General features: G+C 39.4%; 23 protein-coding genes and 1 tRNA gene. 14 read left to right on the plus strand and 10 right to left on the minus strand.

Annotated elements, in window-relative coordinates; translation table 11 throughout:
* Positions 1–70: 70 nt before the first annotated feature.
* Positions 71–988 carry a methionyl-tRNA formyltransferase gene (gene fmt / locus ABFX33_RS19150; RefSeq protein ID WP_346087541.1) on the plus strand — a complete coding sequence of 306 codons (918 nt, stop codon included), beginning with the start codon at positions 71–73 and terminating at the stop codon, positions 986–988.
* Here fmt and ABFX33_RS19155 read toward each other — a convergent pair.
* The gene (locus ABFX33_RS19155) at positions 985–1206 is read right to left on the minus strand and encodes a helix-turn-helix domain-containing protein (RefSeq protein WP_120260837.1); all 222 of its coding nucleotides are present in this window, start codon (positions 1204–1206) and stop codon (positions 985–987) included. The genes fmt and ABFX33_RS19155 overlap by 4 nt on opposite strands.
* Before the next feature lie 387 nt (positions 1207–1593).
* Here ABFX33_RS19155 and ABFX33_RS19160 point away from each other — a divergent pair, with 387 nt between their 5' ends.
* Positions 1594–2454, plus strand: a complete 861-nt coding sequence (locus ABFX33_RS19160) for a sigma-70 family RNA polymerase sigma factor (protein ID WP_028068906.1) — start codon at positions 1594–1596, stop codon at positions 2452–2454.
* Positions 2455–2598: 144 nt separating this feature from the next.
* Here ABFX33_RS19160 and ABFX33_RS19165 read toward each other — a convergent pair whose 3' ends face one another.
* Entirely contained in the window at positions 2599–5454 is a 2856-nt protein-coding gene (locus tag ABFX33_RS19165; RefSeq protein ID WP_346087542.1) for a M16 family metallopeptidase, read from the minus strand.
* A gap of 235 nt (positions 5455–5689) precedes the next feature.
* Here ABFX33_RS19165 and xerD point away from each other — a divergent pair, with 235 nt between their 5' ends.
* Together xerD and ABFX33_RS19175 are read left to right on the plus strand one after the other, a co-directional pair.
* Positions 5690–6592 (plus strand): site-specific tyrosine recombinase XerD, encoded by a 903-nt coding sequence (xerD, locus tag ABFX33_RS19170; RefSeq protein ID WP_223582638.1) that lies wholly within the window; start codon positions 5690–5692, stop codon positions 6590–6592.
* A gap of 391 nt (positions 6593–6983) precedes the next feature.
* Positions 6984–7055 (plus strand) — tRNA-Arg (locus ABFX33_RS19175).
* A 123-nt stretch (positions 7056–7178) separates the two neighbouring features.
* On the opposite strand, the gene ABFX33_RS19180 is transcribed toward ABFX33_RS19175, so the two are convergent.
* The 3 genes from ABFX33_RS19180 to ABFX33_RS19190 form a co-directional block, all read right to left on the minus strand.
* Positions 7179–8273: an acyl-CoA dehydrogenase family protein gene (locus ABFX33_RS19180; protein ID WP_346087544.1), complete on the minus strand. Its 1095-nt coding sequence runs from the start codon at positions 8271–8273 to the stop codon at positions 7179–7181.
* Positions 8248–8868 (minus strand): nicotinamide riboside transporter PnuC, encoded by a 621-nt coding sequence (gene pnuC / locus ABFX33_RS19185; RefSeq protein WP_346087545.1) that lies wholly within the window; start codon positions 8866–8868, stop codon positions 8248–8250. The genes ABFX33_RS19180 and pnuC overlap by 26 nt, the downstream gene beginning before the upstream one ends.
* Positions 8869–9082: 214 nt before the next feature.
* On the minus strand, positions 9083–10582 hold the full coding sequence (locus ABFX33_RS19190) for a malate:quinone oxidoreductase (protein WP_346087547.1): 1500 nt from the start codon (positions 10580–10582) through the stop codon (positions 9083–9085).
* Between the two features lie 316 nt (positions 10583–10898).
* Between ABFX33_RS19190 and fabG the strand changes: the two genes are divergently transcribed.
* Both fabG and ABFX33_RS19200 read left to right on the plus strand, forming a co-directional pair.
* A complete protein-coding gene (fabG, locus tag ABFX33_RS19195) occupies positions 10899–11642 on the plus strand; it encodes a 3-oxoacyl-[acyl-carrier-protein] reductase (RefSeq protein ID WP_346087548.1) in 744 nt (247 codons plus the stop codon).
* Positions 11643–11813: 171 nt separating this feature from the next.
* Positions 11814–12794, plus strand: coding sequence for a LuxE/PaaK family acyltransferase (locus tag ABFX33_RS19200; protein ID WP_346087550.1), 981 nt, complete (start codon positions 11814–11816; stop codon positions 12792–12794).
* Between the two features lie 73 nt (positions 12795–12867).
* Here the strand turns inward: ABFX33_RS19200 and ypfJ are convergent, their stop codons facing one another.
* Positions 12868–13737, minus strand: coding sequence for a KPN_02809 family neutral zinc metallopeptidase (gene ypfJ, locus ABFX33_RS19205; RefSeq protein ID WP_346087552.1), 870 nt, complete (start codon positions 13735–13737; stop codon positions 12868–12870).
* Between the two features lie 173 nt (positions 13738–13910).
* On the opposite strand from ypfJ, the gene ABFX33_RS19210 reads away from it, so the two are divergent.
* Entirely contained in the window at positions 13911–14492 is a 582-nt protein-coding gene (locus ABFX33_RS19210) for a PhnA domain-containing protein (protein ID WP_120260825.1), read from the plus strand.
* 93 nt (positions 14493–14585) lie between these two features.
* On the opposite strand, the gene ABFX33_RS19215 is transcribed toward ABFX33_RS19210, so the two are convergent.
* A complete protein-coding gene (locus ABFX33_RS19215) occupies positions 14586–15512 on the minus strand; it encodes a polysaccharide deacetylase family protein (protein ID WP_120260824.1) in 927 nt (308 codons plus the stop codon).
* Between the two features lie 308 nt (positions 15513–15820).
* The gene (locus ABFX33_RS19220; protein ID WP_346087553.1) at positions 15821–16357 is read right to left on the minus strand and encodes a hypothetical protein; all 537 of its coding nucleotides are present in this window, start codon (positions 16355–16357) and stop codon (positions 15821–15823) included.
* Positions 16358–16574: 217 nt separating this feature from the next.
* Here ABFX33_RS19220 and ABFX33_RS19225 point away from each other — a divergent pair, with 217 nt between their 5' ends.
* The gene (locus tag ABFX33_RS19225; protein ID WP_259180645.1) at positions 16575–17150 is read left to right on the plus strand and encodes an NADPH-dependent FMN reductase; all 576 of its coding nucleotides are present in this window, start codon (positions 16575–16577) and stop codon (positions 17148–17150) included.
* Positions 17151–17190: 40 nt separating this feature from the next.
* Here the strand turns inward: ABFX33_RS19225 and ABFX33_RS19230 are convergent, their stop codons facing one another.
* Together ABFX33_RS19230 and ABFX33_RS19235 are read right to left on the minus strand one after the other, a co-directional pair.
* Positions 17191–18057 (minus strand): aminotransferase class IV, encoded by an 867-nt coding sequence (locus ABFX33_RS19230; RefSeq protein WP_346087555.1) that lies wholly within the window; start codon positions 18055–18057, stop codon positions 17191–17193.
* Positions 18058–18077: 20 nt separating this feature from the next.
* On the minus strand, positions 18078–19124 hold the full coding sequence (locus ABFX33_RS19235; protein WP_346087556.1) for an RluA family pseudouridine synthase: 1047 nt from the start codon (positions 19122–19124) through the stop codon (positions 18078–18080).
* A gap of 18 nt (positions 19125–19142) precedes the next feature.
* Here ABFX33_RS19235 and ABFX33_RS19240 point away from each other — a divergent pair, with 18 nt between their 5' ends.
* The 6 genes from ABFX33_RS19240 to ABFX33_RS19265 all read left to right on the plus strand — a co-directional run bounded on the left by ABFX33_RS19240 (position 19143) and on the right by ABFX33_RS19265 (position 24841).
* Positions 19143–20078, plus strand: coding sequence for a 1-aminocyclopropane-1-carboxylate deaminase/D-cysteine desulfhydrase (locus ABFX33_RS19240; RefSeq protein WP_346087558.1), 936 nt, complete (start codon positions 19143–19145; stop codon positions 20076–20078).
* A 108-nt stretch (positions 20079–20186) separates the two neighbouring features.
* A complete protein-coding gene (locus ABFX33_RS19245) occupies positions 20187–20750 on the plus strand; it encodes an NADPH-dependent FMN reductase (protein WP_257091729.1) in 564 nt (187 codons plus the stop codon).
* Positions 20751–20827: 77 nt separating this feature from the next.
* Positions 20828–21406 carry a DJ-1/PfpI family protein gene (locus ABFX33_RS19250; protein WP_120260819.1) on the plus strand — a complete coding sequence of 193 codons (579 nt, stop codon included), beginning with the start codon at positions 20828–20830 and terminating at the stop codon, positions 21404–21406.
* Positions 21407–21416: 10 nt separating this feature from the next.
* Complete coding sequence (locus tag ABFX33_RS19255) at positions 21417–21794, plus strand: hypothetical protein (RefSeq protein WP_120260818.1); 378 nt, start codon at positions 21417–21419, stop codon at positions 21792–21794.
* Between the two features lie 166 nt (positions 21795–21960).
* A complete protein-coding gene (gene ppk1 / locus ABFX33_RS19260) occupies positions 21961–24030 on the plus strand; it encodes a polyphosphate kinase 1 (protein WP_346087560.1) in 2070 nt (689 codons plus the stop codon).
* Positions 24031–24232: 202 nt separating this feature from the next.
* The gene (locus ABFX33_RS19265; protein WP_257091735.1) at positions 24233–24841 is read left to right on the plus strand and encodes a M15 family metallopeptidase; all 609 of its coding nucleotides are present in this window, start codon (positions 24233–24235) and stop codon (positions 24839–24841) included.
* Position 24842 lies beyond the last annotated feature (1 nt).

Consider the following 24842-nt stretch of genomic DNA (forward strand, 5'->3'; position numbering starts at 1 on the left):
TTTTGCAGATGATTTCTAACATCTCAACGATTTTATTGATTTTAAGGATTTTACAAAAAACACAGCTCTTATGCGTATTATTTTCATGGGCACTCCTGACTTTGCCGTTGCTTCACTTGATGCACTCATTCAATCTGGCGAACAAGTCGTTGCTGTAGTTACAGTACCGGACAAACCGGCAGGCCGTGGGCAAAAGATACATGAATCAGCCGTTAAAGTATACGCTACCCAACACCATATCCCCGTCCTTCAACCAGTCAAACTTCGGGATGAGGCCTTTCTTGCCGAACTCAAAAACTATCAAGCCGACCTTCAGGTCGTGGTGGCATTCCGTATGCTGCCTGAAGTTGTCTGGAATATGCCGAAACAGGGCACCATTAACGTCCATGCCTCTTTGCTCCCACAATACCGCGGTGCAGCTCCAATCAATCATGCCATTATGAATGGGGAGAAAGAATCCGGAGTGACTACATTCTTATTGCAACATGAGATTGATACTGGAAATATACTTTTAGCCGAAAAAGTTACAATAAATGAAACTGACACCGCTGGAGATCTTCACGACAACCTGATGGTTGCGGGAGCCAGAACTCTCCTTCAAACGATACAACAGTTGAAAGCGGGAAATTTACAGCCGAAAAGCCAAGACGATATCCTCCCAACAGAAACGTTGAAACATGCGCCGAAAATTTTTAAAGAAGATTGTAAAATAAATTGGAACCAATCTACTGATGTTGTTTATAATTTTATACGCGGACTTAGTCCATATCCAACGGCATTTACTGTACTCAATGATAAGGTATTAAAAATATATAAAACAGAAAAAGAGCAAACAGCTACTACTGCTGCACCGGGAACAATAGAGACAGACCAAAAAAGCTATTTAAAGTTTGCGACACAAGATGGCTATATCATGGTATCGGAACTTCAACTGGAAGGCAAGAAGAAAATGAATGTGGTAGACTTTTTAAAAGGCTATAGATTCTAGTTTTTCTCATCATCTCCATCATAGTATTGCAACAAATCACCAGGCTGACAGTCTAGCGCTTTGCATATTGCTTCAAGTGTATCTAATCGCAGGGCCTTAGCCTTTTGATTTTTTATGATTGAAAGATTAGAAAGTGTAATCCCTACACTGTCACTCAATTGGTTAAGTGACATTTTTTTCTCTTTCATTATTTTATCCAAATGAATTAAGATTGGCATAATATAATTTTTATTCCTTTAAATTTATTTAATGTCTCTTGTAAAACAAAACATATATCTTTTTGTTTTATCATAAAATTATCATTTTAAAATAAATTCAAAGAATACGTTTTACGTAACATATCTGATATCATTAGATAAATTACTTGAGAATAGAAAAAAATAAAATTTGTTAGCGCTTTAAATATCAATCAGTTGAATATTACAGCCACAATTGAGAAAGAAAAACAATTTTAAATGGAATAGTTTTTGATAGTGTAAAATGAAGATTTACAAAATCATAACTCATTATAGATGAGAGGTTAGATAATCCATTTTCCATTAATAATTCAAAAATTTTTCGTATTTTCGCAAACATTTCTTAGAGAGGAGAATTAATAAAAATTAATGAGACAGCTCAAAATTACACAATCTATCACCAATCGTGAGTCCCAGTCTTTGGACAAATACTTACACGAAATTGGTAAAGTAGACTTAATTACAGCAGAAGAAGAAGTAGAATTAGCACAGCGCATCCGCGAAGGCGACCAAGTTGCCTTGGAAAAATTGACTAAAACCAACCTTCGTTTCGTAGTATCAGTAGCAAAACAATATCAAAATCAAGGATTGACCTTAGGTGATTTAATCAATGAAGGCAACCTGGGCTTAATTAAAGCGGCTAAACGTTTTGACGAAACAAAGGGTTTTAAATTTATTTCTTATGCCGTTTGGTGGATTCGCCAATCTATTCTTCAAGCAATTGCTGAACAATCACGTATCGTACGTCTGCCATTGAACCAAGTAGGTTCTCTAAGCAAAATCAGTAAAGCTTTCTCAAAACTAGAACAAGAATACGAGCGGGAACCATCTCCAGAAGAATTGGCGGATATCCTTGAAACCACAGTTGACAAGGTTTCGGATACCCTAAGTAATTCTGGACGTCATGTGTCTATGGATGCACCTTTCGTTCAAGGTGAAGAAAACACACTCTTGGATGTATTGGAAAACCATGACCCAGACACCGATAGTTCTCTAATTGATGAATCTCTATCAGAAGAAATCAAGCGATCATTGGCAACTTTAACAGAAAGAGAACGTGAAATCATCGTTCTATTCTTTGGATTAGGTTCCAACCACCAACTGTCGCTCGAAGAAATCGGTGAGAAATTCAATTTGACACGTGAACGCGTCCGTCAAATTAAAGACAAGGCTCTTCAACGTTTGAGACACACTTCAAGAAGCAAAATCTTAAAATCTTATTTAGGTTAAAAGAGATATTTATTGAAATTTTTGGTAATCCCAATCAGAAATGATTGGGATTTTTTTGTGTAATAAAGTTTTTTGTACAACAAAGGCTGCTTGCTTTTCGCAAACAGCCTTTACCCTGCATTGATCCAATATCAATGCTATTCTTTATTTAGAATCTGGCATTAAAATAAATTCGAAAAGCCGATCTTTCTTCAGGTATTTTCCAGCTACATCTTGTATTGATTTTGGCGTCACCTTATTCAAATTCTCCATCCGACGTGTATATCTAGTGATATCCAAATCATTTTGATAGGAACTCGAAATGTAATTCAGCCAGTAGCCGTTTTCACGTAAACTCAATTCATTCTGTCTTTTTTGTTCAGCCACAAATTTTTCAATATCCACTTTATCCGCACCTTGATCCTGTATCTTTTTCACTTCATCCAAAGCAGAAGCAATCAAAGCATCCGCTTTATCCACTGCCGAACCAAAACCAATTGAAAAAGCATAGCGTGCTTTAGGTAATTTACCGAAGCTGGCACGGGCACCAACACCGTAAACACCACCTTCTTTCTCGCGCAGTCGCTCAAGCAATTTGATTGTCAATACACTTTCTAAAGCTTCCATATTGACATTCTCACTTTCACTATAATTATAGTCTCCGTAATAAGCCAATTGGGTACTTGCTTTTTCTTCCTTGCCTTTATGAACAACCACACGTTCCCCTTTATTCGGTTCCAGAATATTTAAGTCTTTGTAATTCTCTCCTCGTTTGACCGCAGGTAGGGAAGCAAGATAAGTCTCAATGAACGGTTTAATCTGTGCTTCATCAAATGAGCCTACAATGGTAAATACAAAATCTGAAGCATCTGCAAATCGCTCTTTATAAATTGCCAATGCACGATCACGGTCGATTTTTGTTAGCGTCTCCACAGTAGCATTTTGTCGGCGAATGTTATTCCCATAGAGCACCGCCTTCACTTTATCTGAAAAAACATTATTTGGATCGCTCAATCTATTTTCTAGTGATCCTTTTGCTCTTGTCATTGTACTTTGGAAAACGTCACTATCCAGACGAGGCTCTGTAAAATAGCCATAAATGAGCTCAAAAGCATTTTTCAAGCCTTCTTTGTCCGTGCTACCTGAAAGACCCTCATATCGTTCTGAGATATATGGCGAGATCGACACCTCTTTTCCGGCAAGATATTTAGTCAGCTCCACGTTGTTCATTTGTCCGACACCGCTCGCATCGACTAATGAAGAGGCATTTGAAGCGGAGAAGTAATCAGCATCAGCATACAACGACGTTCCTCCAGGACTATAGGCCATAATCTGGATTTCGTCATTTTTAAAATCTGTAGGTTTTAAAATCACCTTCACGCCATTGCTCAAAACCAATTCTTTAGCTTGGACAGCTGTGACATCCTTTGAGGACACGATTGTACCTTTAGTAGGTTCTTTGGAAAGCAAGGGAAGATTGGAGACCTTATCCTCATAGGCAGAAACCGGGCTATCTTCGACCGCCTTCACCCATCCCAAAACAGCTTGTTCTGTAGGCAGGTTCGCCTTTTCCTTTTCTGGCCCCATAATTAATATATCACGATTTAAATCCGTGTAATACTTTTTGACCAGGCTATTCACCTCTTCGAGTTTCAATGTAGGCAACAACTGTTTCGTTAAGCTATAAGAAGCTTCATTGCTCAAGGCCGGCTCATTGTCGATGAAATAGTTCAGGTAACGGTTGACATAGCTATCGGATTTCTTCTTATCCCGCTCGATATATGCCATTTCATTTCCTTTCTTCATATCGGCGAGCGCACGATCCAATTCGGTCTGCGTGAAACCATATTTTTGAATGCGTTCAAATTCAGTCAGCATGGCCTTAAATCCAGATTCCAGTTCACCCGGTTTAGGTACAACCAATAAAGAGAAGGTATTTAAATTCGCAACAAAATCACCAATACTACCACCAGCTTGCATAAAAGGTGGATTCGGTTGCTGCATCAGTTCAGAAAAACGACCAGCAATCATCTGATTGAAAATATTTTTGAGTAATTCATTACGGTAGTCTCCGACAGTCACAACCTTGTCTTTCTCATTTTTGATTAAGATCTGAGCGACAGTATAAGGCAATTCCGGATCCGAAATAGTCAAAAATTGGTTTTTATTCAGTAAATCGACCTTGTATTCTTTGCGTGGAAGCACCTTTTTCGGCATTGTCATATCCGAAAATAATACTTTCACTTTTTCCTCGATTGCTTTGGGATCAATATCACCTACAATAATGAGCGCCTGTAAATCTGGTCGATACCAATCCTGATGAAATTTACGTATTTCAGTATACGGAAAAGTCTTTAAAATTTCTTCGGTACCAATAGGTAGACGTTTGGAATAAAGGGAGCCATTAAGCACCATAGGAAAATACTGATCTTGCAGACGCTGCTGCACACCTCTTCCACCACGTTTCTCTTCCAAAATAACACCACGTTCTTTATCAATTTCTTCACCGTCCAATAAAGCATCCTGTGCCCAGTCACGCATGACCTGTAGTCCATTTTTTAATAATTCCGGATCATCAGATGGGATAGGTAATTGATAGACGGTCTGATCAAAGCTTGTGTAGGCATTCAGGTCCGAGCCAAATCGTACACCAGCTTTCTGAAGGTAATTGACAAGTTCATTTTTTGGAAAATGCTTCAAGCCATTAAAGTTCATGTGCTCCAAAAAGTGCGCCAATCCCAGCTGTTTTTCGTTCTCTAGGATTGAACCCGCTTTCATACCCAAATACATGGTAACGCGTCCCTTAGGCTCTGTATTTTTGCGGATAAAATATGTAAATCCATTTTTCAATTTACCAGTGACAACTTCATTGTCGAAAGGTAACTTTTGATTTAAGGCCACACTATCCTGCGATAGAATAGCCCTGGCATGTGCCGTTAAAGTAGTTGGCATTTTTGCCTCTACGCCGTAAAATGTAGCCGGAAGTAAAAAGGCTAATGCAAGTGGTTTAATGAATTTCATACAAAAAAATCTCTTTTTTTTAGTCAGTTATTTTTTGCTAATTGTTTATATTAGGGTAAACGGAACTGGAGACCAATTGTCCCGATAAATAGTAAAATACAGATAAATAATATTTATTAATATCCCTTATGGGATGGAGCGTATCATTGCTATAGCTTATGGTTTGTAAAAAACACGTTTAAAAATACAGAATATCTTTCGAAAAGAACAATAGTTAATTGTAATTTTGTTGCAAATGGATTTTAGCAACTGGCAGGTCATTAAAAAAGAATTCGAGCAATTTCTAAAGTTCGAACGGGGTTTGAGCATTAATTCGATCGAGGCTTACCTCAACGATGTCTCCAAATTCCAAATCTATTGTGAGGACAACGGACTCCTTTTAAACAAAATCGTCAGGAAGGATATTCAGGATTTTCTACACTGGTTACAGGAGTTCAATATCTCACCGTTCACACAATCCCGCTTGATATCCGGACTAAAAACCTTTTTTAGTTTTCTGATCATTGAACATGAACTAGATAATAATCCAACAGAATTGCTACAGGCTCCACGTCTTGCGAGGAAACTCCCTAGTGTACTGAGTATTCATGAGATCGATCAACTGATAGCTGCCATAGATCTTTCTTCCACGGAGGGGCAACGCAATAAAACAATTATTGAAGTTTTATATGGTTGTGGATTGCGTGTGTCCGAGCTCGTCAATCTCAAGATCTCCAATTTGTTTCTCGACGTAGAATTTATCAAAGTGGAAGGTAAAGGTAGCAAAGAACGACTGATTCCGATTGGCCAACAAGCGATCAAACATCTCAGGCTTTATTTGGATTCCATTAGATCACATATTAAGATCAAGAATGGAAATGAGGATATTGTATTTCTGAACAGAAGAGGTTCGGCTTTGTCTAGGGTGATGATCTTTCTGATCATTAAGGAGCTTGCTCAGAAAATTGGACTACAAAAGATAATCAGTCCCCATACCTTTAGGCATAGTTTCGCCTCCCACCTCGTTGAAGGTGGTGCAGATCTAAGGGCTGTACAAGATATGCTGGGGCATGAGAGTATTACGACAACCGAAATATATACCCATATTGATCGAGATTACCTCCATTCCATCATCACACAATACCACCCTAGATCGTAATCAGTTAACAGGTTTATGCAAGTCATTGTATTCGCTATTCTTTGCCCCTGGGACAATTCATGAACTTTAGTTATCGATTTAACGACAAGATTCTCTACCCTACCTTTGCTGAAACAAGATTCGATTTATTTATTTCAGTTTGAATCCCAAAAGGAATTTGAGTTCAGAATAAAGCCAGCGAATAAACATCGTAGTATACAACAAGGGCTCACTTGAATACATATCGCTTATAGACAAAAAGTTAGCGCAGAAAAGCGGAATGACGCAAATTATAAAAGCAGGGAGGTCAAAAACCACTAGAGATGTACATCGTAAATTCCCAGTTCAAAAGTTTAAATTTTATAGCAAAGATTATTTGTAAGATCTAGAAAATAGTATATCTTTGCGACACGTCCCCGTAGTTCAATGGATAGAATTTCAGATTCCGGTTCTGACGATATGAGTTCGAATCTCGTCGGGGACACTTCCTATTTAACAATAAAAAAGACGATCAATTGATCGTCTTTTTTATTTAACAATTATAACTCCAAAATTGTCAGAAATCTCCAGTTAAAATTCTACTGCAGATCCAGATCCAGCCTAACGTTTAGGACAAATTCTTTTGCAGTAATTTATGCTGAGATGCCGTAAATATATTCCGAAACAAAATATTGATTTCATTGTCAGCGGCTGCGCCCGAAATCCCCGTATGGGGATAGAGTTTAATGACATTGAACAAAATAATCTCCACAAAGTCTCTACTTTCTATCGCTATACGCTCATATAATGAGGTATTATCAACCTTATTTTTGAGATTTTCCCAAGAACGAGTCGCAAGCTCCAGAATACTATTTTCCCTAGCTGTATAGTCCTGCTGCATTTCATCCAATTTCCGGAAAGCAGCTTTACTTTCCTTTTGCTCCCATTTCCCCTGATTGGACTTCAATACAAATAACTTCTCGATCAGATCCAAAAACCGATCGTACATCCCCATAAAATTCACCAATAAGGTCAACTCCGCAAATGGCATAAAAGGATATTGATAGAGCAGCTCAGGTCGTGTACTTTTTGAGGCATCAATAAAAAAAGACTGGTTGTCGTCTACCCATATATTGTCTAGTGAAAAAGAATGCGATGCTGTCGCCTCAAGGCCGAAAGTATCCCAATCGTAATGAATCAATGCAAATTCACGCGCGACAAAGAAAGATTTTACAAGTGGATTTCCATCCTGATCCAACAGTTGTTGTCCATCCGCCTGAATATAGGCGTTCAAGGTAAAATGTGTCAGGTGGGGTGCTCCAGTAGCATATTTCCAAAGCCCTTTCAAGCGATAAGACTTGCCCTCACGTTCAGCGATGCCTGCAATCTGCCCACTTCCTCCAAAACATATCTGTTTTGAAGTGAAAATATCCTGCCCAACTTCGGAGTCAATAAAACCAACAAAAAGATTCGCTCCCGCACATAAAGTTACCGTCCACGCCAATCCCCCATCCCAGTAGGCTAGCTCCTTCAACAGGGAAAGCCCACTAACCAGATCCAGCCCCAAGCCATTCAGAGATTCTGGTACCCAGATTTTAAACCACTTGTTCAGGTATATCAGTTCAAGCTGCTCATCAGACAAACTCTTTTGCTGAATTGCTTTCTGTTGCTGATCTTTTAGAACAGCAATAGCTGCATCAGTCAGTTGCATATTTTTTTTCATCACTTAATATTCTCCGCCAATTAAAATAGCCACTAAAAGCCATCACAAATAAAAATAAGGTTAAACCAGCATAAAGGAATAGACCTTTGTGTATAAGCAAGGGAATTGCCATCAGGTTACTGATGTTCAATAAAATCCAATTTTCAAGTTTACGCTTTGCCAGCAGCCACATCCCTGCCCAGGCTGTACAGGAAACAAAAGAGTCCCATAACGGAACATCCGAATCAGTTAAATGCACCAGACCAAAATAGAACAATAGGAAACCGACTACACAGATAAAACCAACAATCTGCCAATCTCGGGCTGTACTACGGCTGATCGGTACGATCGTATCACTGCTATATTTCCAATAGATCCAACCATAGACGCTCATCACCAAATAATAGAGATGCAACAAGATTTCTGCATATAATTTTGCATGGAATAATACATATACGGATATGATAATGCCTATTATCCCAAAGAGGTAATTGATCGATTTATTTTGCCTTGAAAACCAAACCTGCAAGATACCAAAACATACCCCCAGCCATTCAGCTATGGTGGCTTGCTGCATTTGCTGAATAAAAGCCTCGAAAATTGTATCAGAAGTCATTCAATTGTTTATTAGTTCGTGTAATTACATAATAAACTTATGAGCGGAAAAAACGGATGTTTTTATTGAAATTAAAATCCCTACGCCAGCATTATCCGGATCAGGTATATAAAAGCGATTGCACAAGGTCGTACAATCGCTTTTATTGGGTATAATCTCAGCCCAGATGACATTGTCATTTCCGAGCACCCCATAAGTATATTGTTTATTGAAATTAATCTATATCAATCAATTTCAACGCTTTATGCGTACGGATACGCGTCTCTCTACAAAGCTCAGCATCATCATTTAACGATTTGCCATGAGAAGGAATCATCTCGCGTAGTTTCTTGCGGTATTCATCTGATTTAGCACGCTCAGGGAAACATTTCTTCAATAGACTGATCATGATTGCCACCGAAGTTGATGCACCTGGAGAAGCTCCCAATAGCGCGGCGATAGAACCGTCTGCACTTGAAACCACTTCTGTACCAAACTCCAAAATTCCACCTTTCTTCTCATCCTTTTTAATCACCTGAACACGTTGACCGGCTTTCTCAATAACCCAATCTTCCAATTTAGCTGTTGGCATAAATTGTTTCAGCGATTCCAATTTATCTTTAGGAGATTTCATCACTTCCGTAATCAGATACTTCGTCAACGGCAAATTGTCAAGTCCTGCCGATAACATCGGACGGATATTGGATAATTTGATCGATGCAGGCAAATCAAAATAAGAACCTTGCTTCAAGAATTTGGTTGAGAAACCAGCATACGGACCGAAAAGTAAGGCTTGTTTTCCATCGATATAACGGGTATCTAAGTGCGGTACAGACATCGGTGGCGCGCCAACAGATGCTTTACCATAGACTTTAGCATGGTGCGTATTGATAATTTCTTCGTTTACGCATCTCAACCATTGTCCTCCTACAGGGAATCCACCGTAACCTTTTGCTTCTGGAATACCAGATTTCTCCAGCAATAACAAGGAGTGACCTCCAGCACCGATAAAAACAAACTTCGCTTTTAGCTCCCTCTTTATCCCCGTTTTCAGATCTTTCACTTCGATTTCCCAACGGCCATCGTCTTCACGATCGATATCAACAACTTCGTGGTTTAAGGAAATTGAAATATTTTCTTTGTTTGCTAGGTTATTAATCAAATCACGTGTCAATGAACCGAAATTCACATCGGTACCTAAGTCCATCTTGGTTGCAGCAATTTTCTCACTTGCATCCCGCCCTTCCATCATCAAAGGAATCCATGACTTCAATAGCGTTGCATCTTCGGTATATTCCATGCCTTTGAACAAGGTCTGGGTGTTCATTGTTTCCCATCTTGTCTTCAGGAATTTCACATCTTTTTCACCAAAAACCGCACTCATATGGGGAATGCTGCGGATAAAGTTCTCTGGTTGGGCAATAATACCCTTATCAACCAAGTACGACCAAAACTGCTTAGAAACTTCAAATTGCTCAGCAATTTTAACAGCTTTATCAACTTTTACGGAACCATCTTTTTGTTCCGGTGTATAATTCAATTCGCACAAGGCCGAGTGACCTGTACCAGCATTATTCCAAGCGTCAGAACTCTCAGCCGCCACAACATCCAAACGCTCGAGAATTTCAATATTAACGTCTGGGCTTAATTCATTGATTAGAGTACCCAAAGTAGCACTCATAATCCCGGCGCCGATTAGAACAACGTCAACTTCTTTATTTGATTTTTTGCTCATGTTTTTGTGATTGATGCAAATTTAATATAGTTTTTGGTAAACCCCCAAGTCTTTTGTCAAAAAACTGTACTTTTTAGAAACACTTATTCAAAAATACCATTGATTTATTAAAATAATCCTAAGCATAATTGAAATTCCACTTTTTCCAGTTTTCTAAGGCCATACATGGGATATCGTTCATCGATACGGCAGTAAATAGTCCCAAATAAGACAAAGGCCCATTGCTTTTTGAATCGTTATTTATCGAAAGATTTTGTGTTATAATATAGTTTTAACATTTTTGCAAAAACATCAACGAATAACATTACACTCTTATATGAAACTACTTGAAGGAAAAATTGCTTTGGTAACTGGAGCATCAAAAGGAATTGGAAGAAAAATTGCGGAAGTGTTTGCACAACACGGCGCCAATGTTGCTTTCACTTACCTTTCGTCTGTAGAAAAGGGACAAGCGCTGGAAAAAGAGCTTCAAGCCTACGGAACAAAAGTAATCGGCTACCGTTCTGATGCTTCGAAATTTGAAGAAGCAGAACAATTAATCAATGCAATCGTTGCAGATTTTGGAAGCCTGGATATCGTAGTCAATAATGCTGGCATCACAAAAGATGGTCTGCTCATGCGTATGACGGAAGAAAACTGGGATGACGTCTTAAACGTCAACTTGAAATCCGTATTTAATGTTACAAAAGCTGCTTCAAAAATAATGATGAAAAACCGTAAAGGTTCTTTCATCAATATGTCATCCGTTGTTGGCGTCCAAGGGAATGCTGGTCAATCAAATTATGCCGCTTCCAAAGCTGGTATCATAGGATTCACCAAATCCGTTGCTAAAGAATTGGGTTCACGTAACATCCGTGCAAACGTTGTTGCTCCTGGATTTATCCGTACAGAAATGACAGATATATTGGATCCTAAAGTGATCGCGACATGGGAAGCTGGAATTCCTTTGAAACGTGCTGGATCTCCAGAAGATGTAGCCAATGCCTGTCTTTACCTTGCATCTGATTTATCCGCATACGTCACTGGACAGGTTCTTCCTGTTGATGGTGGTATGTTGTAAAATATATCAAATACTGGTGTCCTAAAGTCGACACCAGTGTTTTTCTATAATTATTCCGAATACCAAAATTCGCCCGCAGACGCTTTTACATTATTCCGACTCTCCAGCTTTGGCTTTGCTACCCAATATTTCTAAATTTTAGCTAATTTTGTCCATCAAAATTTAAATGCTATGACGAATTGGACGGATTTTTTTGCAATTCAAACAGAGGACGACTTTAATCAACATTGTTTAGAAACTTATCACTTCCAACTGCAGCATTGTCAGGTTTACCGAGACTATGTTTCGCTGATAGGTAAAGAAAAAAATCAAGTCAAGCATTATACGGACATCCCCTTCCTGCCGATAGAATTTTTCAAAACACAAAAAGTTCTGGCTGCCGGAATGGCTCCCCAAATTGTGTTTTCAAGCTCAGGCACAACAGGCATGGTCACATCCAAACATCTTGTTGCCGATGTGTCCATCTATGAGCACACTTTTCGACGTATATTCGAAGATTTCTATGGACCGATTACGGATATCGCTGTTTTGGCCCTACTCCCCTCCTATCTGGAAAGAAATGGTTCGTCCCTGATCTACATGATCGATGATTTGATGAAACAGAGTAAACAAACAGAGAGTAATTATTTCCTCTACAATCATCAGGAGCTATACGATACACTTGTCCAATTAAAAGATAACGGAACTAAAACCATCCTTTTTGGTGTCACCTATGCCTTGCTTGATTTCATTGAGCAATATGCTTTTGAATTTCCGGAACTGATTATCATGGAAACTGGCGGAATGAAAGGTAAACGCAAAGAAATGGTGAAACAGGAAATTCACCAACTGCTTGAGGATGCTTTTAAGGTCAGTGGGATACACTCAGAATATGGTATGACCGAATTATTGTCACAGGGGTACTCTTCGGGTCAAGGGATTTTCCATTTGCCCAAATGGATGAAAGTATTAATTCGTGATACAAATGACCCGTTGAGTTTAATTTCCGCCGACAGAACCGGAGGCATTAATGTCATCGACTTAGCCAACCGCTACTCGTGTTCATTTATAGCAACACAGGATCTCGGAAAAGTGTATCAGGATGGTTCATTTGAGATACTGGGGCGTTTTGACCAAAGCGATATTCGAGGCTGTAATTTATTGGTTCAATAAAAAGCCCCATAAAAATTTATAGGGCTTATCTTTACTATACCACAGTTGGTAGCACTTATGGAATCTGTTCTTACTATCTCAGACTTGGATCTTCAAACGTATTTCCAGCGCGCATGTCTCCTGAGTCATATCCTTTTTTAAACCAAGTCATTCGTTGCGCTGAGGTTCCATGTGTAAAAGATTCTGGAACAGCATAGCCTTGCGCAGCCGTCTGCAATTTATCATCCCCTACCGCTTCCGCGGCTTTCATACCATCCACGATATCGTTATAATCTATTTTTATATCCGTGTATTCATTGAGGTAATGCGCCCACACACCGGCATAGAAATCGGCTTGAAGTTCAGTCATGACCGAAATCTTGTTGTTTTCACGTTCACTCAGTTTCCCACGGGCCTGGTTGGTTTTGGGTAATAATCCGACCAGCTGTTGAATATGATGCCCTACCTCGTGTGCAATAACATAAGCCATGGCAAATTCCCCCTTGGCACCAAATTTATCGGAAAGTTCGCGGTTAAAGGTCAGGTCCAAATAGATTTTCTGATCTCCAGGGCAATAAAATGGCCCATACGAAGCCTGTCCCATCCCACAACCGTCTGTCTGCGTACCACCATCATAAAAAACCAGGGTAGTTGGCGTATAATTTTGCTGCATTTGCTCTTTAAATAGCTTAGCCCAGACATCTTCTGTACTCTGAAGTACAGTCAACGAAAACTCAGTCAACCTCTTTTCCTCAGGATTTAGTTCGCGCGGTTGCCCAGACTGCTCCGTTTGCCCACCCATATTTTGCGCCTGTTGCAACAACTGCATGGGATCGCCACCCATCAGAAAACCAATAACCAAGACGATGATCCCCCCTATACCTCCCAATGCTAGCTTTCCACCACCGGACATACCTCTACGATCCTCAAAATTGCCACTTTGTTTACCTCCTTGCCATTTCATATGATTTGTATATTTATTTCAGTTAATAATCTTTTCCAACTTCGTTAGCGTACAAATTCAGTACCAATATAACAGCTCATCCTATTTTTTTTTAGAGAAAGACCAGCTTTATTTTAGCAACGACAACTTACTACAATTTATATTCTTATTTTTGGGCTTTTATAGAAACAGATATGAAATTAGAAGAACAATTACTAGCGCGAGCTGGCGGAAAATGTGAGCTGACAGACACTGTAACGGACTTAATAACCTATACATTACCTCCGGAAACCAGTTCAACTTTGGATAACACCCTACTGATTTCAGCAACATTGGCCAACCAGCTCAACAAAACAGAGCAATTAAATCCCGAAGACTGGAAATTTCTGCCAAATGCCATGTGGTCAGAAATCCCTGCTGTTCAGATTGTCTGCTGGCGCATGTTAAATCGTCTGAAAAATGAAGGCTGGGCTTCCGAAGCACTCGATATCCTCTACCTTGATGATGAAACATTAGCGGAGGCAAAGAAAACCGGAGATCATGAAAACGACGGTTACGTTTCTTTTCATGAAGATAGCATCGGACAGCGATTATTAGAAGGCGATACTGTTGTGCTGACAAAAACACTGGATGTAAAAGGCTCTTCACTCAAAGCAACCCTAGGTACCGTGGTTAAAAATATCCGATTAGTAGCTGATAATATTGAGCAGATCGAAGGGAAAATTGAAGGCCAGACAATTGTCATATTGACAAAATATCTACGCAAACAAAACTAAGGAGAGGAATTCTTCCGCTATAAAAATTTAGCCCTAAACCAGTAATCTTATACTACTGATTTAGGGCTAAATTATATAGATTGTGTAAATTCCCTATTGTGGATAATTGCGCATAAACTCAAAGCGATAGTTCGGATGTTGTTTAAGACTATCTATTAAATCTGACAGTAATTTCTGTCCTTTTTTCGTTTGGTACATATTATCATGCGTCAACAGGACCACATTATTTTTTGTGTAGGATGTACCTTTACGAAGCAAGTTCTTCATCTGTGTATACAGCTGGTTAACCGATAAATCCGGCTTACCTGTCACACCATTAATCTTCCATTCGCAATCCCAACCCATAATTTTATAACCATTTTGGTGTAGTAGCTCTGCGGTAGAAGCGCCGCTTTTTAGATCAACCTTTTTACGGTCACCCACATACCAGATATTTCTTCCGGGGAGTCTCACGATTTTGTGCTCCAGGCCCAGAGATTGTTCTGCCAATTCAAAATCTTCAAACGCCGTCTGGGGATTTGAATAAAATGTACTATACTTATTATGCGCATGCCAATAACTATGATTGTAGCAATCGACCAGCGGATTATTTTTATACCGTTCTGTATAGCCGTGCAATTTTTTGCTCATCTTATCATGTTCGCCAATCAAAAATGCATTGATCTTGATACCCTTCGCTGTTGCGATAGAATCCAAATACTGGCTACCATTAAGCGGGCCGTCATCAAAAGTAAGATAAATATATCGCGGCGAAACAGAGTCCGTCAATAAAACTGTGGTATCTTTGGCACCACTATAGGAAACATTCGCCTCCATTTTGGTAATGGAATCCTTGCGCAACGAATCCACTTTTGTAATAGAATCCTGCACGACAATTAGACTATCTTTCTTGTGCTGTACAGAATCGACAGTAACACCCTTTTCTTCCTTTTTACCGCTGTTTTGATTACAAGACTGTAATCCTAAACTAGCTATTCCCAAGCCCATCAATACAAAGCTTGATTTAATTACTTTTCCCATTACATAAATTAACTTACACGCCACATGCTATCTTTTGCACACAAAATGCCCTACTTTATTAAAGTCTCTTCGTATGCTCGTGTCGCAAAATTAAGATAATTTTCATGAATCAACGCTTTATATCCTGTGATTTATTCCTTACACTTTATTTTATTGAATATATCGTTATAAAATTTTAGCATCTATCTAGAGATTACCCTATTCCAAAGACTAACTCAACCGAAGTCAATGCTATAAAAAAAGGGCCTGTCTTGCGACAAGTCCCTTTCCTATTAAACGATTAAGATATTCAAACTAGACACATCCAATTAATCTCTATGTCTCCCCCTGTGTCCATGCTCGTGTCGGTCATTATCTCTATCTCCGTATCCGCGTCCACGTCCTCTATCGTTATGTCTTCTATTGCTCTCACCCCAGGAATGATCTCGTCTTACACTACGCTCACTCGCAAAGGAATATCCACTACGTCCATGGTGACTATCCCGGATAGAAACCTGTCTGCCCCGTGAGTGGCCATATCTGCTTCTATAACGGTCATGGTGATGCCAAGGTGTGCGATCATTGATCACTACTTTATGCGCCCTATAAAAATCATAATGCCGATATCTTCTTGGTAAACTAGCCCTTCTTATCCAACCTCCATTGTCATAGTAAACATAACATCTCGCGGGTACATCATAATACATATTGTATTCAGGCATGTAATAATAACGGGCATAATCATAACCCACCGGTCCCCAACTTGGCTGACTCCCAATATTTACGCTGATACTTACCTGTGCATCAGCCGTCCCAGCCACAAAAAGACCTGCAACGATAGCAGCGGTGTAAAACATTTTTTTCATAAGTAGCTCCTCCCTTAGTTTTGTAATTTATTCTTTACAATACGACAACAAACTGTATGCAAAAGATTAAATGATAAATGTTAATTTTTGTTAACAAAAACTTAATCTATTCAGCACAAACAACTTAGTTTTATTTTTACATTCAAAAACAGGGAAACTTTTTAGGGAGCAAATTGTTCAACCAATAATACTTTTAATACTTTAATTGAACTTCAGTATGAATACTTACAGCATTGGAATCATCGTCGGCAGTTTAAGGAAACAATCCTATAATAGAAAGATAGCTGATTTTATTCTTGAACAAACACCTAACAAGTTTAACTATCGTATTCTTGAAATTGGTGATCTCCCCTTATACAACCAGGATTTTGACGACGAAGGCAATCCGCCCGAAAGTTATATCCGGTTTCGTAAAGAGGTCGCAGCACTGGATGCTATTCTGTTCATTACCCCCGAGTATAATCGCTCGGTACCTGCTGTACTAAAAAATGCAATAGATGTAGGATCCCGGCCATACGGGAAGAATAAATGGGATGGCAAACCGGGAGCCATCATCTCCTCTTCGACAGGAGCTTATGGAGGCTTCGGTGCAAATCATCATATCCGGCAGTCCTTGGTATTTGTCAATATCTTTCCGATGCAGCAACCCGAAGCTTATCTTGGTAATATAAAAGATTGTATCGGCGAGAGCGGAAAAGTTGAATTACAAAAAACAAAAGACTTTCTGCTTGACTTCAAAAAGGCTTTTGAACACTGGATCATCAGAATAGTACATACAAAAAGCCAAGATTAATCTTGGCTTTTTGTATGTTTATTATTTATTTCTTGCAAACTTAGCTTTGCTCCTCGTTTGAATCATAATTCCAACTCAGCAGCTTTTCTTGCAATATCCGTGATATTTTATTGAAATAGCGTTTCTGCTTGTAGCCCATGACCCATTGCACCCCTTGTACCGTATTGGTACAAAAAATCTCATCCGCTCTTTTCATGATTTCAGCGCTTATTTGTGCCTCCACAACTTCAATCCCTTCAGCCCGTGCCATATCCATCACTACCCGTCGCATGACACCTTCGATACATCCCTCGGATAGCGCAGGTGTATATAATATTTTTTCATAATACACGAAGATATTTGAGGTAAGGGACTCACAAAGGTAACCTTCCTGATTTAAGATCAATACATCATCAAAGGCCATTTTTTTCTTGTAGATACCCGCCAGTACATAAATTTGCGAATTGAGCGATTTTAGTTTTGACAAATCACTATAAGGCTTTTTGAACTCACTATATAAGCCCACGATCAGACCGACTTTCTTATCTCGTAGATTGGGTTCTATGCGTTGTACCTGCAAGACAAATCCCGGTTTATTTGTGGTTGGACTATACAATCCTCCACCCATCCGAAATACAATCAATCGAATACGTACCTGCTGTCCCAACATGTTATTCTTACGAATCAGCTCCTCCGATCTTGAACGGATAAAAAATTCATCAAAAAGATTCGCATCATCAAGGTGTATCAATTCCATCCCCTGTTGCAAGCGCGCTACATGAAAATTCAGAAAACGAATATCACCATCCTTATACAACATGGTTTCAAACAATCCATCACCATAGCGAAAGCCTCTATTTTCTACGTTAAATATTTCCTGTTCTTCCGGCACTACATTGCCGTTAAAATTGATATAGTTTGTCGGCATCTTTATTTGTTTTCTAAATTTTAATCATTTTCTACAGCCATGGAATTTGCGGCGTAACCACGCCACTTTTCTAAAGCTAAACGAAAATCTTCAGGATATGGTACCTCAAAATAGATATTTTCTTTTGAAGTCGGATGAACAAATCCCAATACCTGTGCATGAAGGGCTTGCCTTGGAAGCAGGTTAAAGCAATTGTCCACAAATTGTTTATATTTTGAGAAGACAGTTCCTTTTAATATTTTATCCCCGCCGTACATTGCGTCATTAAACAATGGATGACCAATGGATTGCATGTGCGTACGAATTTGATGTGTACGCCCCGTCTCCAACTGGCATTCGATCAAAGTCACATAACCCAATCGTTCCAGTACTTTGTAATGCGTCACTGACCATCTTCCTTTGTCCTCACTGTCGTACATGGCCATAATACGTCTATCTTTCAGATGACGACCAATGTAACCAGTAATCGTTCCATCCTCTTTCAAATCACCCCATACCAAGGCAATATATTTACGGGTAATGCTATGATCGAAAAATTGCTTAGCCAAAAATGCCATTGATTTTTCGTTCTTAGCGATCACCAACAATCCGGAAGTATCTTTATCTATTCGGTGTACCAGACCGGGACGGTCGGAATTTCCCGGCAACTGTGGCAGCTGCTGTATATGATAAGTCAATGCATTGACCAATGTACCTGTATAATTATTATAACCTGGGTGAACGACCATCCCAGCTTCTTTATTTACAATAAGGACATCGTCATCTTCGTATTTTATGTCTAACGGAATATTTTCGGGGTAAACCTCATTATCGCGTGGTGGATCTGGTAATACCAAGGTAATGACATCCTCTGGTCTGACTTTATAGCTCGCCTTGATCTCTTTTCCGTTAACCATGACAGAACCTGCTTCAATGGCATGCTGAATTTTGCTTCTTGTCGCATTTTCCACCCTATTCATCAGATATTTATCAATACGGAGTAAAGCTTGCCCCTTATCCACTTCAATGCGTAGATGTTCAAATAACTCTTGTTCTTCTTGATCTTGCGATCCCATTTGTTCTGTCATTCTACAAAAATAAACCAAATGAAACAATTTTCGTTAAATTTGTTTTCATTTAATGTTATGTTGCCATTCAAAATCCATAGCCCCGAAACAGAAGTCACATTACCTTTATGGGAAAAAAAGCACATCAAGGTAACACTGAAGCGGGACGACCTGATCCATCCTTTTATTTCGGGCAACAAATGGCGAAAATTAAAGTACAATCTTCAGGAAGCATTGCAGCTCCAAAAAAATCATATCGTTACTTTTGGTGGTGCATGGAGCAATCATTTACTAGCGACCGCTTGTGCAGGAGCAACATTCCGGCTCAAAACGACAGCTTTCGTCAGAGGTGACGAACAGGTTAATAATCCGGTTCTGACCATGTGTCAATTATTCGGGATGCACCTTATTTATGTGGACCGGGATTCCTATAGGGACAAAGAAAAGCTCTATAGCGACTATTTCGGTCAGGATCCAACGGCCTTCTATGTCCATGAAGGAGGCTATGGCCTCTTGGGAGCCAAAGGCTGCGCCGAACTTGTCGATGAGCTCCAACAGGACTACCAACATATCTTTACTGCCTGTGGTACTGGAACTACGCTTGCCGGAATTGCCAACGCAATTGACAAAAAAGATCTTTTCACCCAGATACACGGGGTACCCGTACTCAAAAACGGCAGCTTTATCAATGATGAAGTTGCTCAACTCTACCCCCATCTTGCCGCACCTATTTTACATCTGGACTATCATTTTGGAGGATATGCTAAGACTACACCCGAACTCCTTGCATTCACACAGCATTTTATCAGCAGTACAGGGATTATGATCGAGCCTACTTATACCGGAAAATTGCTTTATGCTGTAGATGATCTCATCAAAAAAGATTATTTCACACCAGCAGATCAGCTACTGGTTGTTCATACAGGTGGGCTCACCGGATTACTCGGGATGTATGAACGCTTCGCATTTCATTGATCTAGGTCAATAAATAGGCTATTATGCCCCTAGCAGACATTTTGCTGACATTTTTTTTGTGATTATGTTGTAAGTTTGACCAGTTTAAAAATTAAAACTGATACACAAATGAAAATATTAGCATTTGCAGGAACAAGTAATAAGAATTCTATCAATAAAACTTTTGTAACAAGTACTTCCAAATATTACAAAGAAGCTGATGATAGTGTAGAGCTTCTTGACCTCAATCATTTTGAAATGCCTATCTATTCTTATGATAAGGAAGTAGAATTGGGCATTCCACAATTAGCGCATGATTTTGCAGCAAAAATGGATGCCGCGGATTTCTTGCTTATTTCACTGGCGGAACATAATGGCTCCTATACTTCAGCTTACAAAAACATTGTTGACTGGGTATCACGAATTCCGAATCGCAAAACCTTCAATGGTAAGCCTGTTTTCTTATTAGCTACTTCTCCGGGTCCAATGGGCGGCTCAACTGTACTGAATGCAGCAGTCAATAGAATTACCTGGGATGGTGCTGATATCCTGGACTCATTCTCCCTACCTGAATTTCATAAAAATTTTGAGGAAGGAAAAGGTATTACCAATCCTACTTTAAGAAGCCAGCTCGAGGCTAAAGTACGTAAGACTAAACGTGCTCTTGCAGAAAAATTAACGGTTCAAGGTTAACAAAAGATTAACAAATAACCATTGTAAAAACCTCTTTTAATATGTAAATTCAGAACCTACTAAAAGAGGTTTTTGATATGGCAAAAAAAATATTATTACTTGTTGGAGACTTTGTAGAAGACTACGAAGCGATGGTTCCATTTCAAGCGATGGGATCAATAGGAATAGCAGTTGATGCCATTGCCCCTGACCGAAAAAAGGGCGATGTGGTGCCTACCGCGGTACATGATTTTACAGGTGATCAAACCTATAAGGAATTACGGGGTCATAATTTCGCGATCAATAAGGATTTTGATCAGGTCAACCCTGAAGAATACGATGGACTCTATATTGCAGGTGGCCGTTCGGCGGAATATATCCGTCTTAACCAACGTGTATTAGAAATTACCAGACATTTCTTTGAAAAAAATAAGCCTGTTGCGGCAATATGCCACGGGATTCAGGTATTGACAGCAGCAAAGGTTCTGACCGGGCGTACATTGACAGCCTATGTCGCCGTAGGGCCGGATATTGAATTGGCTGGTGGTATCTGGAAAAATATTCCCGCTGATCAGGCTGTTGTAGATGGAAACCTGGTTACATCTCCTGCTTGGCCCGGACATCAGGCTATCTTAAAAGAATTTTATAAATTATTGGATATAAACATTACTATTTAAGCGTATTTTAATGAAGAAGAATAAAAAGGTATGGCTTTTGGTCATCCCGGTTTTAGTGTTGTTGGGTTTTATTTTAAAAGATACTTTCAATCAAAAAAGTATCGAAGATCTTCCTGGCGGATTTAAGGAAGTTGCTTTTGTTAGGAATGAGCAAAATAAAGGTGGCATTATCCGTATCTATGCCGTTACAGTAGGCGACCTATTGAATGCAGATTATACAGCCTGTCTGGAGCTCCTGCCCGTCAACGATTATGGCAGTACGACCACCGTATATTTTTTCGATCGTACAGCTCCTTACCCTACGACATTGGCAATTGATGCCCCGCATTTTGATGGCACCAAGTACAAAGCGGTCCAGATTTCAAAAAAATACGGAAAAAAGAAATAACAACACAGTCAACGATATTGTTCGCCCCAAAAGGTCTTGCACTTTTTGGGGTATTTTTTTGGAAGTAGATGAAGAAAAAATAAATTAATAATTCTTTAACACGAAAAAGTTCGTTTATCGCGCCTATACCTATAGTTTTGCTTCTTAAATTTATGTATATTTAGCTATGGCGAAAAGATTTATTCCTAGAGATATCAGTTGGTTGAGCTTTAATGGCAGGGTATTACAAGAGGCTGCAGATGAGACTGTACCTTTGCCCTTAAGGATCAAATTTTTAGGTATATTTTCCAATAACCTGGACGAATTTTTTCGTGTACGTGTGGCAGGGCTCAAACGTGCCATAGACCTCAAGGACAAAAGTGCCAATCAATCCTTTTATGAAGATCCGCAATTAATTTTAGAAGAACTCAATATTCGGGTAATCAAACAACAAAAGAAATTTGATAACACCTGGAACCGTATCCAAAAGGATATGGCCAAGCAAAACGTCTTTATCAAGACGAGTGAGGAGCTTAGTCCGGAGCAACAGCAGTTTGTCAGTGAGTATTATCAGGATGATGTGGAGTCGAATGTCATTCCGTTAATTCTAGATGATGTTCGCCCAATGCCGTATATCCGTGACAAGAGCCTCTATTTAGGTATCGCCATGGGAAAAAGCGAATGGCAATACGAAACTAAGTTTGCACTAATTGAAATTCCCACTAGCCAGAACGGACGCTTCGTCCAATTGCCGGCACCAAAGGATGAAAAACATATTATTCTTCTCGAAGATGTCATTAAGTTCAATCTTCCATTGATATTTTCGTATTTCGGTTTCGATGTATTCCATGCACATGTGTTTAAGGTCACGAAAGATGCAGAATTCGATATCGATAACGACATCAATACAACGCTGGTTGAGAAGATAAGCAAAGGCGTCAAAAATAGACGGAAAGGTAAACCGACCCGTTTTATCTTTGATCAGGATATGGATCCAAAACTCGTCGAGTTTCTGATCAAAAAACTCAACCTATCCAAAAAAGATAGTATCATACCTGGACAAAAGATCCATAATTTCAAGCATTTTATGGACTTCCCGAATGTGTTTAAGTCCTATCACCAACCACAGGAGAGAACTTCATTTCCACATCCCTATTTTCAGAATTATGAACGGGTCACCGATACAGTTTTGAAGAAAGATGTTCTGCTCTCCTTTCCTTATCATGAGTTTCGGCCTATCATTGACCTGCTACGTGAAGCAGCAATGGATCCGGATGTGAAAACCATACAGATTACAGCCTATCGCTTAGCTTCGAATTCCAAAGTCGCCAATGCATTGATAAACGCTGCCCGGAATGGCAAGGAAGTAACGGTCATGCTTGAACTGCGGGCGCGATTTGATGAGGAGAATAATCTGGACTGGAAAGAAAAACTTGAATTGGAAGGCATCAAGGTCCTAACGGGAATTCCCAATAAAAAGGTACATGCCAAATTATGTGTCATCAAAAAGCGGACTGGCGCAAAAACAATTCAATATGGCTTTGTCAGCACCGGTAATATCAATGAAAAAACGGCCAAATTATATGGGGACTACTGCTTGTTGACGAGCAATAGAGATGTCATTGCGGATATTAATAAAGTCTTCAATTACCTCAGAAGACCAAAATCAGACCCCGCTGAGATGATCAAAAACTGTAAAAGCTTATTGATCTGTCCAATTGATATGCGCAGGGAATTGCTGCATTTTATCGATCTGGAAATCGCAGAAGCTAAGGCTGGTCGAAAAGCAGCGATCATTGTCAAAGTAAACTCGCTGAGTGATAAAGATATGATTAAAAAGCTTTATGATGCTGCAACAGCTGGAGTTAAAATAGACCTTATCATCCGTGGGATCTATTGTGCGACAAACCAGAAAACATTTAAATCTCCGATGAATGCAATTTCAATTGTCGACGAATATCTAGAACATGCCCGAGTCATGTATTTTTACAATGCCGGTAAAGAATTAATGTATATCTCCTCGGCGGATTGGATGACCCGAAATTTAGATCATCGTATTGAAGCTGCTGTAAAAATCACCAGTAAAAAAATCAAGGAAGATTTAAAGGAAATGCTTTACATTCAACTAACCGATAATGTTAAAGCTCGCATTCTGAACAACTCCCTAAGCAACCACTACGTCGAAAATAAAAAGGAGCCTTGCCGCTCGCAGATTGAGATCTACAACTATTTAAAAAGAAAAATAACAGATCATTAAGTCCGATTTCTGACAAGCCTCAGGCATTCATTTCCTGAGGCTTTTCTTATTCATCTTCTTGTTATTGTTTGCATTACGTTTTAAGCGCATAGCCGAATGCTAGAATTGAGCATCAAATTTGTATCTTCATCCTATGAAACTCAACTTCTGTCTATCCATTTGTCTTGCTTTTTTTGCCTTCCAAACGAAAGCCCAACAAAAGATGCCAGCAAACTTCGTTTACGTAAAAGAATTCATCCCGACAATTACCCTCGAAATACGTTATTTTGGAAGCCACAATTTTACAGGAAAACCTATCCGTGGCTACGAAAAACCTGTTGCGATCCTGACGAAGCGTGCCGCATTGGCCTTACAGCAAGTTGAACAACATCTAAACAATCAAGGCTTGGCATTAAAAATTTTTGATGCCTATCGCCCGCAACGCGCAGTTGATCATTTTAAAGCCTGGTCACTGGCCACCCAAGATACGATCGCTAAGCGGGAGTTCTATCCAGAGCTAGATAAGAAAAACTTATTTAAACTCGGTTTTATTGCGACCAAATCAGGACATAGTCGCGGTAGTACAGTCGATTTAACATTGGTCAGTCTTAAAGATCACAAAGAAATAGATATGGGCGGTCCTTTTGATTTCTTTGGTGCCGTCTCTCATCATAACTATACCAAACTAACTGCAAAACAAAAGGAAAACCGCAGGATACTACGGGAGGCTATGGCTAAATTTGGGTTTAAGGCCTACGATAAGGAATGGTGGCACTATACCTTAAAGGATGAACCCTATCGTAAAACATATTTTGATTTTATTGTAAAGTAAG

It is taken from the genome of Sphingobacterium ginsenosidimutans (assembly GCF_039536865.1).
In the GTDB taxonomy this organism is placed as follows: domain Bacteria; phylum Bacteroidota; class Bacteroidia; order Sphingobacteriales; family Sphingobacteriaceae; genus Sphingobacterium; species Sphingobacterium detergens.

What these genes read in the sequence shown, in the direction of transcription:
- fmt (WP_346087541.1), top strand. Translation starts at nt 71, where the DNA reads ATGCGTATTATTTTCATGGGCACTCCTGACTTTGCCGTTGCTTCACTT.
- ABFX33_RS19155 (WP_120260837.1), bottom strand. Translation starts at nt 1,206, where the DNA reads ATGCCAATCTTAATTCATTTGGATAAAATAATGAAAGAGAAAAAAATG.
- ABFX33_RS19160 (WP_028068906.1), top strand. Translation starts at nt 1,594, where the DNA reads ATGAGACAGCTCAAAATTACACAATCTATCACCAATCGTGAGTCCCAG.
- ABFX33_RS19165 (WP_346087542.1), bottom strand. Translation starts at nt 5,454, where the DNA reads ATGAAATTCATTAAACCACTTGCATTAGCCTTTTTACTTCCGGCTACA.
- xerD (WP_223582638.1), top strand. Translation starts at nt 5,690, where the DNA reads ATGGATTTTAGCAACTGGCAGGTCATTAAAAAAGAATTCGAGCAATTT.
- ABFX33_RS19180 (WP_346087544.1), bottom strand. Translation starts at nt 8,273, where the DNA reads ATGAAAAAAAATATGCAACTGACTGATGCAGCTATTGCTGTTCTAAAA.
- pnuC (WP_346087545.1), bottom strand. Translation starts at nt 8,868, where the DNA reads ATGACTTCTGATACAATTTTCGAGGCTTTTATTCAGCAAATGCAGCAA.
- ABFX33_RS19190 (WP_346087547.1), bottom strand. Translation starts at nt 10,582, where the DNA reads ATGAGCAAAAAATCAAATAAAGAAGTTGACGTTGTTCTAATCGGCGCC.
- fabG (WP_346087548.1), top strand. Translation starts at nt 10,899, where the DNA reads ATGAAACTACTTGAAGGAAAAATTGCTTTGGTAACTGGAGCATCAAAA.
- ABFX33_RS19200 (WP_346087550.1), top strand. Translation starts at nt 11,814, where the DNA reads ATGACGAATTGGACGGATTTTTTTGCAATTCAAACAGAGGACGACTTT.
- ypfJ (WP_346087552.1), bottom strand. Translation starts at nt 13,737, where the DNA reads ATGAAATGGCAAGGAGGTAAACAAAGTGGCAATTTTGAGGATCGTAGA.
- ABFX33_RS19210 (WP_120260825.1), top strand. Translation starts at nt 13,911, where the DNA reads ATGAAATTAGAAGAACAATTACTAGCGCGAGCTGGCGGAAAATGTGAG.
- ABFX33_RS19215 (WP_120260824.1), bottom strand. Translation starts at nt 15,512, where the DNA reads ATGGGAAAAGTAATTAAATCAAGCTTTGTATTGATGGGCTTGGGAATA.
- ABFX33_RS19220 (WP_346087553.1), bottom strand. Translation starts at nt 16,357, where the DNA reads ATGAAAAAAATGTTTTACACCGCTGCTATCGTTGCAGGTCTTTTTGTG.
- ABFX33_RS19225 (WP_259180645.1), top strand. Translation starts at nt 16,575, where the DNA reads ATGAATACTTACAGCATTGGAATCATCGTCGGCAGTTTAAGGAAACAA.
- ABFX33_RS19230 (WP_346087555.1), bottom strand. Translation starts at nt 18,057, where the DNA reads ATGCCGACAAACTATATCAATTTTAACGGCAATGTAGTGCCGGAAGAA.
- ABFX33_RS19235 (WP_346087556.1), bottom strand. Translation starts at nt 19,124, where the DNA reads ATGACAGAACAAATGGGATCGCAAGATCAAGAAGAACAAGAGTTATTT.
- ABFX33_RS19240 (WP_346087558.1), top strand. Translation starts at nt 19,143, where the DNA reads ATGAAACAATTTTCGTTAAATTTGTTTTCATTTAATGTTATGTTGCCA.
- ABFX33_RS19245 (WP_257091729.1), top strand. Translation starts at nt 20,187, where the DNA reads ATGAAAATATTAGCATTTGCAGGAACAAGTAATAAGAATTCTATCAAT.
- ABFX33_RS19250 (WP_120260819.1), top strand. Translation starts at nt 20,828, where the DNA reads ATGGCAAAAAAAATATTATTACTTGTTGGAGACTTTGTAGAAGACTAC.
- ABFX33_RS19255 (WP_120260818.1), top strand. Translation starts at nt 21,417, where the DNA reads ATGAAGAAGAATAAAAAGGTATGGCTTTTGGTCATCCCGGTTTTAGTG.
- ppk1 (WP_346087560.1), top strand. Translation starts at nt 21,961, where the DNA reads ATGGCGAAAAGATTTATTCCTAGAGATATCAGTTGGTTGAGCTTTAAT.
- ABFX33_RS19265 (WP_257091735.1), top strand. Translation starts at nt 24,233, where the DNA reads ATGCCAGCAAACTTCGTTTACGTAAAAGAATTCATCCCGACAATTACC.